This is a genomic window from Mesocryomonas lacus (assembly GCF_055730135.2).
The window spans coordinates 1-12,799 of sequence record NZ_JBUZWE020000004.1 but is presented as its reverse complement, the minus strand read 5'-3'; the positions used below and the strand labels follow the sequence as shown (position 1 = coordinate 12,799).

The window sequence follows — 12,799 nt, the reverse complement described above, 5'->3', positions numbered from 1 at the left end:
GAGGAGACGCGGGAACGGCGCTAGATGGTGGCGTTGCGCGTGATGATGCCGATGATGATCGGGCCCCACAGGGTGAGGAAGACGTTGGCCACGGCGTAGGTGACGGTGAAGGACGCGACCGGGGTCGCGTTGCCCGCCTTGTCCAGGAGTGCCGCGAAGGCCGGATTGGCGCTCCGTCCGCCGGCGACGCAGGCGAGCGCCTCGATCGGGTTGCGGATCCGCAGGACGAAGTAGGAGAAAAGGAAGGTGACGATTTGCGGGATCAGCGTGACGCCGACGCCGAGGAAGAGGAGAGTCAAACCGTATTCGCGAATGGCGACCAGCGCCTGGGGGCCGGCGGAGATGCCGACGATGCCGACGAAGACGGCGAGCCCGAAATCGCGCAGGAAGGTCGAGGCGCCTATCGGCAAAGCGGCAAAACGGGGATGGACGCTGCGGAGCCAGCCGAAGGCAAGGCCCGAAAGTAGGCAGCCGCCGCCGTTTCCGATGGAGATGGGAATTCCCCAGATCCTGAACTCGATCATGCCGATCAGCATGCCCACCAGCATACCGAGGCCGAAGAAGATGAAGTCGGTGGCGACTGCAGCCGAGATCCGGTAGCCGATCTTAGGCTCGACGCGGTCGAGGTCGGTCGGGCTGCCGATGAAGCGGAGTTCGTCGCCGCGCTTCAGCTCGAGCTTGTCGAGAAGCGGCAGCTTCAGCCCCATGCGCCGCACTTCCGTCAGGAAGACGCCGTGACGGGTCTCGACGTTGACCTCGTCATGGATGGTGCCGATCGCCCGATTGCGGAGGTTCGGATTGGTCAGGATGATGTCGCGGTTTTCCTGGACCAGCATCAGGCCGTTCGGTGCGGACACTTCACGCCCTAGCCTGCCAGGCAGCCCTTCCATCACGTCGGTCGTTCCCGTGACGGCGACGCGGTCGCCTTCCTGCAGGATGATGGTATCGGAAAGTTCGAGCGCGACGCCTTCGCGGTAGACCGCTTCGACCGAGCCGTCGTTCAGGTCGCGATCGACGTCGATGACGGTCCGACCGGCGAAGCGTCCATCGACGGCGATCTGGTAGAGCCGGGTGGAGACCTGCGTGGCGGCATTGAATTCGCCCGGATCAAGCTCGGCATTGCCACCCGAAAGCAGCTTGGCCAGCTTGACCGCCTCCTGCCGGATGTTCCACTTCATCACAAGCGGGATCAGCCAGGAGACCATCAGGATCGGCCCGAGCGAGCCGAAGATGTAGCAGATGGCATATCCCACGGCGACGTTGGTCTGCATCGCCTGGGTAAGGTCCGCCGGCAGGCCTAGCTTGGCGATCGCGTCGCCCGCGGTTCCGATGATCGCCGACTGCGTCAGTCCGCCGGCGGCAAGGCCAGCGGCCATTCCGCGATCCAGTCCGAACATCCAGGCGGCACCCAGCACGCAAAGCAGGCCGGTCAGGCACATGACGAAGGCGGAGATCAGCTGGTTCAGCGAACGGCGGTTGAGGGAGTGGAAGAATTGCGGGCCTCCCTGGAAGCCCACGGCGTAGATGAAGAGCGCGAAGAAGACGTTCTTGATTCCGCTGTCGATGTTGACGCCGAGCTGGCCGATGACCACGCCGACCAGCAGCGTGCCAGCGATGCCACCGAGGACGAAACTGCCGATCCTGATCTTTCCGACGAGGTAGCCGAGCGAGATCGTCGCAAACAGCGCAAGCAGCGGCTGCGCGTCGAACAGACGATGTAGATATTCCATGCGCACGGTCTTTCGCTGGCAGGGACGAAGACGCCGCATGCCTCGGTTCAGGATATGTCTGGAGAAGGGTAGAAGCGCCGCCGACCGCCGAAGCCGGTCGAACGGGCTTTCTGATCAGTGCGAAAGAAGCAGTGGTATCGTGCTGCGTGTCAGGAGGTGTCGCGTGACGCTGCCGAGGACGATCTCTCGGATGCGGGAGCGACCATATGCACCGACGACCAGGAGATCGGCGCCGACGTTGCGTGCCTCCCGAAGCAGGCAATCGGCCGTGTCACCGCAGTCGAGCACGGACATCCTCTCGGCGCAGATGCCGTGATGAGACAGATGAGCCGTCATCTCCGTCACCGACGCTTCATCCATTCCGTCTTCCGACCCGTCCGACACGGTTGCGAGGTAGACCTTCGAAGCCTGCTTGAGGAAGGGCAGGGAAGATGCGACCGCCCGCGAGCAACCCGGGGTATCCTTCCAACCGACAACGATCGTCCCGAGATCCAGGAGGCGAGGAAGCTCCGGTGGGACGACGACGACAGTTGCGGCAGCGTCGACCAGGAGGGTTTCGACGAACTGGGGCGATTGCGATGCCTGCCCATACGGTCGACCCAGGACGAAGAGATCCATGGTCCTCGCCCGGCGAGCCAGCGAAAACGCAAGCTCGAACTCGACACCGTCGTAACGACGGAAAGTGGTCTGCGCGCCGATGCCGGACACTCTCCGACGCAGACGCAACTCGTCGCTTCCGTCCGGCGCAAGATCCGGACTACCGTAAGGCTCGTCCTGCCATCCACCCACCATGACGCCGGCTATAGGTGCCACCGTCACGCAGTTCGTCAGGCACGCTTCGATCCGGGCGCCGAACTTCAGTGCGAGCATTTCGGAGTAGGCGATCCGGGTTTCGTCGTGCGCCGAACCGTCGAGATGGACTGCCAGATCGCAGATTTCCCTCGATATAGCCGCAGGCAGAGATGCGTCGTCTTCCATGAGAGAGCGACGGCGCATCGCCAAGTTCACGTTTCTTGTATTGCCCAGTCCATTCATGACCATTTCCTTCGGGAATATCGGAACTGTTCCGTTGCATGATGGATAACAAGGCGCAGGGTACGACGTGAGGGACGGAAACTACTCACCACCGCCTTCTGCTTTGTTCGGGAAAACTGGCGTGCCTATTCCAAGGTCTTCAAGTACGCGATGAGATCGGCCGTCTCGGTCGGTGAGAAGACGAAGTCCGGCATCGGCGAGTGACCGACCATGATACCCTCCGTCAGAGCCTCCTCCAGATCCGCGACGGGGTACCTTTCGTGAAGCCGTCTGAAGGGCGGGGCGGCGGGAAGGGGGCTCGATCCCTTAGCCTCCACCGAATGGCAGCGAGAGCACTTCGCCAACGCCATGTCGTGTCCTGCCGAAGGGTCCGCAGCCCAGGCCGGCGGGGCACCTGACAGGATGGCGGCCGCCAGGATCAGTCCGCGGATCATCACGCCTTCACATCGTGAAGTGCGAGGAATGCGCGGAGCAGCACTCGCGGATCGAACTTTCCCTTGTAGACTGCTGGCGGAGTCCGATCGAGACCAAGCAGTCCATAGGTCGCAAGCTGTGCCGAGCGGATGGAATATTCCACCGTGAACACGACGTCTTCCGGAATCTCGCAGAACTGCCCGACGAACGCGAAATTCTCTGCGCCCTTCGGAATCACCTGCGGTCGGTCGCCGGTTTTTCTCGTCAGGAACTGGCTCGTCACATAGGGCATCATGCAGGGAATGCAGTTCGTCGTTTCCAGGATGGCCTTCGCCTTGGTGCCGGCATGAAGGTGCCCGAGGATTTCGATCATGATCTCCCTGCCCGTGCATGCGGACATCGGCTTCCTGACGAAATCTCCCGGCGCATCGATCGTCAGGCCGTATCCCCAGAAGACGAACGTTCCTTCCGGCTGGCCGATGAAGTGCGGCTGGTGGGGAATGACGATCGAAGCCAGCCACGCGGACTCCGGGAAGGTAACCAATCCGCCTTCTCCAGGGACGTTGCCTGTGAGGTCGCGGACCATATGAAGAAAGGCTTCGTCGGTCTGAGTGACAGTGAAGGACAGCCACTTCGATTGCTCGATCCGTTTGTCGAAAGCGGAGGGATTGCCGAACTCCGGTCGACCTCGGGCGATCTTTTCCCACAGCGAGAACGATGGCCCAGGCGCGGTGCCGGCGAGGGCCGCGGGCATCTCCATCGTTCCGAGAGCGGAGGCTTCTGTCATCGATCCGAGAGTGACGATGACCAAGTCATCTTCGGCTACGGCGATCGCCTCGAACTTCCCATCTCGTTCCAGGTAGATCTCGCGAGCGTACAGGTAGCCGTCGTCGTCCCTGATCCGGACGTCGTCCACCCTGGCGCCGGTCGAGAAGACCACGCCGCGATCGAGCAGCCACTTCTGCAAAGGCCGGACTAGAGAGTCGTACTGGTTGTAGGTGGTGCGCATTATGCCTTCGAGCCTGTCGAAGCCGCCGACCATATGACTGAAACGTAGCAGGTACCTGCGGAACTCGGCGGCGCTGTGCCATGGCTGGAAGGCGAAGGTCGTGCACCACATGAACCAGAAATCGGTCCCGAAGAATGCAGGGCCGAAGTGGTCGGCGATGGAACTGTCGCCGAGCAGCGTTTCCGGTTCGAGGACCAGCGCTTCCAGCGCGAGGATCTGCCATTCGTCGAGTCCGAATTCGGGCGCGACCTGGCGAACGCCCTTGCGAACCAGCCGGGACTTCGACGTGGTCTTCATCGTCTTGTTCCACGCGAAGATCTCCTGCGTCACCGTGCGGCTCTCGTCGAGCGTCGGGATGGAGTCGAAGAGCCCGAAGGTGCAGAGGTACTTGGACTCCAGCATCCGGCCGCCACGCAGCACATATCCTTCCACCGGCGAACCGGCCGCATCGAGGCTGCCGCCGACGACATCCAGATTCTCGTAAATGGTGATGTTCGGACCGAGGCAGTCGCCGTCCCGGATCATGAAGGCCGCGGCGGACATCGACGCGATGCCGCCACCGACTAGATGTATCTTGCGTGTGGACGGGCTGGACGTCCGTCCGTTGGCAGAAGTGCGAAGTGTCATGATGGATTCCTGAGATCTGTCGGCTAGGGCCGCAAGATCAGGGCGGACGATGTCTCGTCGTGCTGTCGGTCGGCTGCGGTCGCTGTATGCAGACCTTGGAACCTGTTCGGGTACCCTTGATAGGCTCGGAAACTACCCATCCCGCCGAATTGTCCGTGTCCGGCTTCCGCTTCATGCAGCCAGGACATTGAGCCTGCAGTCCAAGCAGAAACAGTCTGGGTTTTTCCGGGCCCGAAGCGCATCGGCCATGGGAAGCCCTTGCGTATCGATCGGCTGATCCGGCGATGTGGCCCATCAGAGAACGGAAAGGGGCCGGGCGCGAGCCCAGCCCCTTCGGCTGACGAACAAGACATGCAGGGACGACCAACCGGTCTCTATTCGGCCTCGTCCTCGATCGTCGTCGAGGAACACCGGTGCAGTTCGGCAGCAGCAGACCTCACACCCGCCTGATCGAACCCCTCCTGCCACTCGCGGTGATGGGCCGTCACCACCTTGTAGGGATTGGTGCCTCTGCCGGCACCGTTCTTGTTGGCATGCCAGCCTTCGATCGTCGCATTCCTGTCCACCGCAGCGCTCCATCGTTCAGATCTCGACGTAATCCACATCGCAGGATGCGGTTCGTCATTCGCAAATGCCGAGCATTTGCCATCGTAGTCCCGGTCAGACGATCGAGATGTTGTTCTTGACGGTCGTCGTGCCTGGCGAAGCCCATGCCGTGGACGATGCGATGTCGTAGTCGTGCCACGACCCGACCTTGCCGCTCAGCGTCACGGTGCCGCCGGTCGCGGAGACGAAGATGCCCCTCGGATCGAACCAGGAGCGATGCAGGGCGCTCTTGATGTTCTCGCTGATGTGAGCGGAATCGGCTTTCACCTTGACCGTGGTCTGATCGCTGACGCCGAGGACGCCAAGCAATGCACGAACTTCCTCGCGTGCCGCGACCTTCTGGAAATGCCACTCGACTTCGCCGGTCAACGTCACCCAGCCCTTCTCGACCTTGACCTTCACGGCGTCCTTGGGGATCGAGGCATTCCAGGAGATCCGGCTGATGGCAGCCGACGCGATGTCGTCGTCGCCGCGCACGGACTCGAACGGCAGGCGGACCTCGATTTCTTCCGCGATGGCCTTCACGCCCCGAACCTTGCGGGTAGCCACCTCGGCGGCGAACTTCTCCGCATAGCTATCGACATGGCCGAGCAGGGTAACCACGCCGCCTTTCGCCGTTACGCCGATGTGAGCTTCCGAGATGCTCGGTTCCCACTTCAGCTCGGCCAGGACGTCATCCTTCAACTGCAGATCGTCGTTCATCTTGTTCACCTGATTGGGAAAACCGCAGGACTTGCGGCGCTCCGGATACGGGACTGACGACCGACGTCTCGAGCCTCAGCCCGAGTGGTCCAGTCCAGTCTGGCAACCTAACAACGGCGAAGGCACCGCCGGCAGCCTCGGAAACTACGCATCTGCGATGACCATGATCGCGCTCTGCGGTTTGCGGCCTGAGGATCTCGGCATATCGGGGTCGATCTGGTGTACGCTCCATGGGAAGATGCCACTTCCAACGCGCTGGGGCATCGATACATGGTGCCGTAAGTCGGAACTCCATGGCCCAGCGACGGAATCCAGATCGACATGACATTGCGGATGCAGGAGCTGGCGACCGAGATGGTCCGCCTTCAGACCGAACTCGACAGGGAGATCGAGGCACACCGGGTGAAGCTCGGATGGCGGGTCCGCAAATGCATGGTGGAGTTCGAACACGGGATCGCCGCCGAGCATCGGATGCTGCGCAAGAGGATTGCCGGCTTCCAGGCCCGGGCGTCGTTCGGAAGAGTCATCACCGCGCCTGTGATCTACTCCCTGATCGTGCCGATGCTGATCATCGACTGCTGGGTGACGGTCTATCAGTCGATCTGCTTCCGGGCCTATCGGATACCCCGGGTGGAAAGGGCGAAGTACATCATCCTGGACAGGCGTCATCTCGCCTACCTGAACTGGATCGAGGCGCTGAACTGTCTGTTCTGCGCCTATGCGAACGGCTTGGTGGCATACGTCAGGGAGATCGGGAGCCGGACCGAGCAATATTGGTGCCCGATCAAACATGCGTTGCGCGTCTACGACCCACACCGCCGGTACTACGAATTTCTCGAATATGGTGACGCCGAAGGCTACCGAGCGAGACTGGAAGCGTTCCGAGAGAAGCTGAGAGTGGATACGGAAGAGACAGGCGTCCCTCCCGCGTAACGGCCCGTCGACGACGACCGGATGTCGACGAGCACGGTCTGATCAATTGACGGAGATGTCGTTCTTCACGGATGTAGTCCCAGGCGCCGACCATGCCGTCATTCCGGCTTCGTCGCGCTCATACCAAGACCTCACCACGCCTGTGAGTTTCACCTTCCCGCCTTCAGCGGCGACATCGATCGTAGCCGGGTCGAACCAGGAGCGATCAAGGGCGGCCATGATATCGTCACGTATGGCCGACGTGTCCGGCTTGGGACGGACGACGACTTGGTTCGTAACGCCGACGACACCCCAGAGGCCATGGACGGCAGTGGTCGCAGCGTGCTTCTGGTACCCCCAGTCGACTTCGCCGGTCAGGGTCATCCAACCTTTTTCCACCGTCACCTTGATGGAGTCCGTCGGGATCATCGTGTCCCACCCAAGACGGGTGATCGCCGCCAAAGCGATATCTTCGTCGCCATGCTTCATTCCGAAGGGCAGACGCACGTCGATCTCCTCGGCGACCGCCTTGATGCCATTTACCCGCCGTGCCGCTTTTTCCGCGGCAAGTTTTTCGACGTAGGTTTCGACATGCCCCGTCAGCGTAGCGATGCCGTCGTGTACCGTCACGCCGATGTTCGCCTGATCCACACTAGGCTCCCACTCGAGTTCATCGACGACGGCTTTCTTCAACTTGCTGTCGCTGGTCATCACTCTGTCCGATCCCGAGATTTTCGATGTCGAACCTAAGGTCGGGCCAGCGGTACTTTCCAGCATCGGAAATCACCTACTTCCAAATTCAGACTGAACGTCGGAACCGGGGTCACTGCTGCCGAAACGCTTCCCGACTGGAAGCCGTGACCGCCAGTCTGGCGAGATCCGGCAATGATTTCGAACCTGTCTTCGTCATGATGGCCGCCCGGTGATTTTCGACCGTCCGCTGGCTGATGCCGAGGTCAGCAGCGATGTTCTTACTCGGATGGCCGGCCAGGACCAGGTCCATTATCTCATGCTGACGGGTGGTCAGTCCCTTGATCTGAAGCCTTGCCGCGTCACGCCGCGTCGCCACTTTTCCGGCATCTTGCGAATGAGCTAGGGCACGATCGATGCTGGCTAGCAGTTCATCGCTGCCGATGGGCTTCTCTATCAGATCGAGTGCACCCGCTTTCATTGCCGCCACTGCCGTGGATACCTCGCCGTGACCGGTAATCATGATCGTGGGCAGATGTATCTTGCGGTCCTGTAGGATGCTCAGGATCTCCATTCCGCCGAGGCCAGGCATCCGGGCGTCCAGCAGAAGGCAATTTCCTTCGCCAGGCTTCAAGTCCGCCAGGAATGCCGTCCCGTCATCAAAGATCCGAACCGTGCGTCCGTCGGCCTCCAAGACCAATTCTATGGTTTCCAGGATATCGCGGTCGTCGTCGACGACGTAGACGATACCGGGTTTCAGCTCGCCTTCTGCACGGGGTCGAAGCTCTGGAGGCGAAGCCGGCTGGAGCAGCGCCTCGATCAGCTTCGTGAGTGCATCGGCGTCGACGGGCTTGTTCAGCTGAACACAGTCCTGACCAGAAATCACCTGCAGGGTCTTGGTCGAGATGTCGCCTGTCAGCACGACGACCGGGATATGACGTCCGGTTATCTTCCGGATCGCCGTCGCGGCTTCGATCCCGTTCATGCCACCAGGGAGATTGTAGTCGGTCAAGATGACGTCGGGACCACGCTTGTTCTTTCCCAACCATTCGAGAGCGTCGATCCCGTCGCTGACGGATTCGGTGCGCCGTCCCTCGCAGACCAGAAGCAGTTCCAGCAGATCTCTTACCTCGGGGTCGTCCTCAATGATCAGCACTGTACCAGCCGAGCATGCGTCTGCACTGACCACCGGCGGAGTTTCGGCTTCTCGTTGCGGAGCCGTATCCCGGACCATGGAGCTTCTGTCGTTCAACGAAATCGGTACGTCGATGCTGAATACAGAACCTTTACCCAAGACCGACTGTACTCGAACCTTGTGGTCAAGCAGCGTCGCAAGACGGCGGACAATGGGAAGACCCAACCCGAGCCCCAGGCTCCGTTCACGGGCTACGTTCTCGATCTGGTGATATTCTTCGAAGATGGGTTCAAGCTCATGGTCGGCGATGCCGACACCGGTATCCAGGACCTCGATCCTCAAGACATCGCCACGCCGCCGACAACCGATGAGCACTTCGCCTCGCTTCGTGTACTTGAGCGCATTGGAGATGAAGTTACGTAGTATCTGCCCCAGGAGCCCCGCGTCGCTTTTGACGTGCAGGCTGCAGGCCGCCCGCCGCAACGTCAGCTTCTGATGAAGAGCCTGGTAGACGAACTCCTCCTCGAGCTGGCCGAGCAGATCGCCGATCGGGAAATCGCCGATTTCCGGATGAACGACGCCGGCCTCGATCTGCTTGATGTCGAGGAGCGTGTTCAGCATGCCAGCCATGGAGCCGAGCGTCTTGTTCATCCGACTGACCAGACGTCGCGCATCGTCCCCCTGGACGGCTTTCGCCAACAACCCCTGCAGCAAGACGAGCGACTGAAGGGGCTGGCGCAGATCGTGGCTCGCCGCGGCCAGGAACCGTGATTTCGCCAAGCTCGCCTGTTCCGCCTGTCGCTTGGCGGCTTCCAGCGCATTGGCGATACACTTTGCTTCGGTGATTTCGGTGAACGTGATGACGACGCCTTCGACGCCGCCATCATGGGTGCGGTAAGGCAGGATCTTCCTTTTGAACCATGCGCCGCCGGCCTGAATCTCTCGTTCTATCGCGGCGGACCGGCCAAGCACCGCCTTCGCGTCGTCCATCAACGCCGCATCGGAGGCGAGAGAGTTCAGATCGGACAGGGGGCGCCCGATATCTCCCGGGATGACCCTGAACAATGACTGGGTCGCCGGCGTGAAGAATCGGATGTTGAGGTCGGCGTCCAGGAAGATGGTCGCGACGTCCGTGGAATACAGAACGTTCTGAAGGTCGTTGGAGGTCGTACGCTGGCGGGACAAGGTCTCCTGCAACTGGCTGTTCAGTGCCGTCAGCTCCTCGTTGAGTGACTGCAGCTCCTCCTTCGACGTCAACAGCTCTTCGTTGGTGGACTGATACTCCTCGTTGACCGAGAGAGCCTCTTCGTTGATCGTCCGCTGCTCCTCGTTCGCGACGTCGAGATCCCTGAGGGCATCCTGAAGCTCGGCCCGTGTCGCCTCAAGCTCCTTCTCGACTTCGTCGAGATGGACGCTCCGTGCCTTTCCAATGGGGCGTTCGGCACTTGTCGGCGCTGCCGCTTCCTCGATGAACGAGACCAGCAGAAGTTCCTCGTCGTGGAGTAGGACTCTCCGGACTTCGAGGCGGACGGCTACCGTCTTGCCCGAACGTACCAGCCTGCTGGCGGGCGTAGCGACCATGGGTTCGGCGCGGCCTACCTGACGTATAGCACCTGCCAGCCTGGTCCGCAGCTCGGGTGCGACCATCGAGACAAGATCCTGAGTCGCGAAGCCTGCGGCCACTTTCAGATAGCGGTCCGTGGGACCGAGGGAAAAAAGGCAGTCCTGGTTACGGTTGATCAGGACCGCAGCCGGAGCATAGGTGTCCATGACGGTCCGGCGGGCCAGTTCCGCAATGGCGACGTTACGCGTCTGGCGCGCTACGCCTTGCACCGGTGGCTCGACGGCCTCTTTCATATCGGCTTTCTTCTGATCGTCGATCTCGGATGGGCGGTTACGCCCGATCCTGCGGTAGAGCCGCTGCGGCTTCGAGATGACTTCGAAGTTGCCAAGCAATTCCCCGACCGTCTCGGAACTGCCCAGCAAAAGAACTCCGCCCGGACGCAACGAAAAATGGAAGGTCTGGACGACTCGTCTCTGTGCTTCCGGTTCAAGATAGATGAGAAGGTTCCGGCAGGAGATCAAGTCGATGCGGGAAAACGGAGGATCGGTCAGAACGTTCTGGACTGTGAAGATCACGGCTCCACGAAGTGCCGGCAGCATGCGATAGCCGTCTTCCTGTCTCTCGAAGAAGCGGGCCAGCCGCTCGGGCGAAACATCGACGGATATCGAGTTTGGGTAGGCAGCCTCGCGGGCCTCGGTGACCGCATCTTCGTCCAAGTCAGAAGCGAAGACCTGAAGCTTCACGTCGCTGCCTGCACGTGCGATCGCCTCCGTCGCGACGATGGCGATCGAGTACGCCTCCTCGCCCGAGCTGCAACCGGCGACCCAGATTCGAAGGGATTTGTCCGCTGGGCAGTCGCGGATCAAGTCTGGAAGAATCTTGTCCCTCAACATGTCGTAGACGTCGGGGTCGCGGAAAAACCCCGTGACATTGATCAGCAGATCTTTGGCAAGAAGTTCAAGCTCGCCTGGTTCCCGTCGCAACGTCGAGAGATAGACCTCCATACCATCAGCGCCCGGTTCCCCGACACCGATGCGCCTCTGTATGCGCCGATGAAGCGTTCCGGTCTTGTATTGGCGAAAGTCGTAATGGGTGTTGGTCCGGATCAGCTCGATTATCTCGGCAAGTTTTTCACTCTCGGAGGAGGACGACTTGCTCACTTCGCTCGCACCATCCGACAGTTCGGCGCTTTCCGAAAAGGCGGAAAGGGCTGCCGACATTTCTCCGACCGCCAGAACATGATCGACGACTCCGGTGCCGACGGCACTGTTGGGCATACCGTCGAAGCCTGCCTCATCCGGATCCTGCGCGATAACGAGCCCGCCAGCAGCGTGAATATCCGCGATGCCGAGACTTCCGTCCGATCCTGTTCCGGAAAGGACGATGCATGCGGCGCGATCTCCATAATTTTTCGCCAGCGATTTCAACAGGAAGTCAAAGGGCATCCGTGCCCCTCGATGTTCGGTAGGCTCACTCAAGTGCAGAACGCGATCCCCGACCGTCAGATAATGACCCGGTGGTATGATGTAGATGTTTCCAGCTTTGACGATCATGCCCTCGGCGGCTTCGCTGACCGCCATGCCCGTGCTCGTCGCCAGGAGATCGACAAGGAGGTTCTCTTGGTCCGGCTCCATGTGCTGGACCAGGATGTAGCTGAAGTCGCTGTCATCGGGCAGCGCTTCCAACAGCTTCCTGCAGGCTTCCAGGCCGCCGGCGGATGCCCCGATCGCAACGACCAGCCCTCGTCTTTCCGGGCTTCCGGAAGCCGGCTTCGACAGTTCCGTGATTTTTTCGACAGCGTTCAAGTCGAACTCCCGGATAGGGGCCGCCGTGCGGCCGCTTCCGAGGACATAGCACAATTGCTTGATAGATGTGGATTAAATCAACACGAAGGAAAGTAGCATTTAGACGAAATTACCCAAACGCTCCTTTTGCAAGGATCATGAATTAGCGATATTCTATATCTAAAATCATTCATGAACGAAGAAATTTATGATTTTCTGTTGGAATTCGTCTTTCGGACCTTCAGACCTTGATGACTGACACCTCGGTCGTCTGACCGCGAGGAAAGAGGGTAATGGAGAAGGGTGCAGCTGCCGATGGGGGAGCACTCTACGAAAGCGGCATCCGCAATCGCCTCCTCTGCCCAACAGCCCGAGCAGTCGAGCGGATATGCCGGCGTAAGAGCAGTGACGATGGCGCGATGCAATTGGAATTCGGATATCGGTACCGAGGCGGCCTCCTCTGGCATCAGGGTCGATTGTCCGCTTCCGTCCCAGTTGCGGACGAAGATGGCAGTCCGTTTGCCGTCCTCCTTCGATACCGATGATTTGACGGGAATCTCCCGTGGAACGGCGCTGTCGTTTCTGATGGGG

Annotated in this window: 10 protein-coding genes; 1 reads left to right on the top strand and 9 read right to left on the bottom strand. The window is 60.6% G+C overall.

Annotated elements, in window-relative coordinates; genetic code table 11:
* Positions 1 to 20: 20 nt before the first annotated feature.
* The 6 genes from aspT to ACZLZY_RS07330 all read right to left on the bottom strand — a co-directional run bounded on the left by aspT (position 21) and on the right by ACZLZY_RS07330 (position 6,123).
* Positions 21 to 1,730: an aspartate-alanine antiporter gene (aspT, locus tag ACZLZY_RS07355; protein WP_472933579.1), complete on the bottom strand. Its 1,710-nt coding sequence runs from the start codon at positions 1,728 to 1,730 to the stop codon at positions 21 to 23.
* A 114-nt stretch (positions 1,731 to 1,844) separates the two neighbouring features.
* Positions 1,845 to 2,765, bottom strand: coding sequence for a universal stress protein (locus ACZLZY_RS07350; protein ID WP_472933578.1), 921 nt, complete (start codon positions 2,763 to 2,765; stop codon positions 1,845 to 1,847).
* A gap of 125 nt (positions 2,766 to 2,890) precedes the next feature.
* Positions 2,891 to 3,115, bottom strand: coding sequence for a c-type cytochrome (locus ACZLZY_RS07345; RefSeq protein ID WP_472933577.1), 225 nt, complete (start codon positions 3,113 to 3,115; stop codon positions 2,891 to 2,893).
* An 83-nt stretch (positions 3,116 to 3,198) separates the two neighbouring features.
* Entirely contained in the window at positions 3,199 to 4,815 is a 1,617-nt protein-coding gene (locus ACZLZY_RS07340) for an oleate hydratase (protein WP_472933576.1), read from the bottom strand.
* A gap of 374 nt (positions 4,816 to 5,189) precedes the next feature.
* Entirely contained in the window at positions 5,190 to 5,381 is a 192-nt protein-coding gene (locus ACZLZY_RS07335) for a hypothetical protein (RefSeq protein WP_472933575.1), read from the bottom strand.
* 94 nt (positions 5,382 to 5,475) lie between these two features.
* Positions 5,476 to 6,123 (bottom strand): BON domain-containing protein, encoded by a 648-nt coding sequence (locus tag ACZLZY_RS07330; RefSeq protein ID WP_472933574.1) that lies wholly within the window; start codon positions 6,121 to 6,123, stop codon positions 5,476 to 5,478.
* 321 nt (positions 6,124 to 6,444) lie between these two features.
* On the opposite strand from ACZLZY_RS07330, the gene ACZLZY_RS07325 reads away from it, so the two are divergent.
* Positions 6,445 to 7,056: a hypothetical protein gene (locus tag ACZLZY_RS07325; protein WP_472933573.1), complete on the top strand. Its 612-nt coding sequence runs from the start codon at positions 6,445 to 6,447 to the stop codon at positions 7,054 to 7,056.
* A gap of 42 nt (positions 7,057 to 7,098) precedes the next feature.
* Here ACZLZY_RS07325 and ACZLZY_RS07320 read toward each other — a convergent pair whose 3' ends face one another.
* The 3 genes from ACZLZY_RS07320 to ACZLZY_RS07310 form a co-directional block, all read right to left on the bottom strand.
* On the bottom strand, positions 7,099 to 7,746 hold the full coding sequence (locus tag ACZLZY_RS07320) for a BON domain-containing protein (protein ID WP_472933572.1): 648 nt from the start codon (positions 7,744 to 7,746) through the stop codon (positions 7,099 to 7,101).
* 112 nt (positions 7,747 to 7,858) lie between these two features.
* Complete coding sequence (locus ACZLZY_RS07315; RefSeq protein ID WP_472933571.1) at positions 7,859 to 12,229, bottom strand: chemotaxis protein CheB; 4,371 nt, start codon at positions 12,227 to 12,229, stop codon at positions 7,859 to 7,861.
* Positions 12,230 to 12,414: 185 nt separating this feature from the next.
* Positions 12,415 to 12,799, bottom strand: a 385-nt coding sequence (locus tag ACZLZY_RS07310; protein ID WP_472933570.1) for a hypothetical protein, incomplete at its 5' end; no start/stop codon positions are given.

Coding starts and splice junctions, on each gene's coding strand:
- aspT (WP_472933579.1), bottom strand. CDS start 1,730: ATGGAATATCTACATCGTCTGTTCGACGCGCAGCCGCTGCTTGCGCTG.
- ACZLZY_RS07350 (WP_472933578.1), bottom strand. CDS start 2,765: ATGAATGGACTGGGCAATACAAGAAACGTGAACTTGGCGATGCGCCGT.
- ACZLZY_RS07345 (WP_472933577.1), bottom strand. CDS start 3,115: ATGGCGTTGGCGAAGTGCTCTCGCTGCCATTCGGTGGAGGCTAAGGGA.
- ACZLZY_RS07340 (WP_472933576.1), bottom strand. CDS start 4,815: ATGACACTTCGCACTTCTGCCAACGGACGGACGTCCAGCCCGTCCACA.
- ACZLZY_RS07330 (WP_472933574.1), bottom strand. CDS start 6,123: ATGAACGACGATCTGCAGTTGAAGGATGACGTCCTGGCCGAGCTGAAG.
- ACZLZY_RS07325 (WP_472933573.1), top strand. CDS start 6,445: ATGACATTGCGGATGCAGGAGCTGGCGACCGAGATGGTCCGCCTTCAG.
- ACZLZY_RS07320 (WP_472933572.1), bottom strand. CDS start 7,746: ATGACCAGCGACAGCAAGTTGAAGAAAGCCGTCGTCGATGAACTCGAG.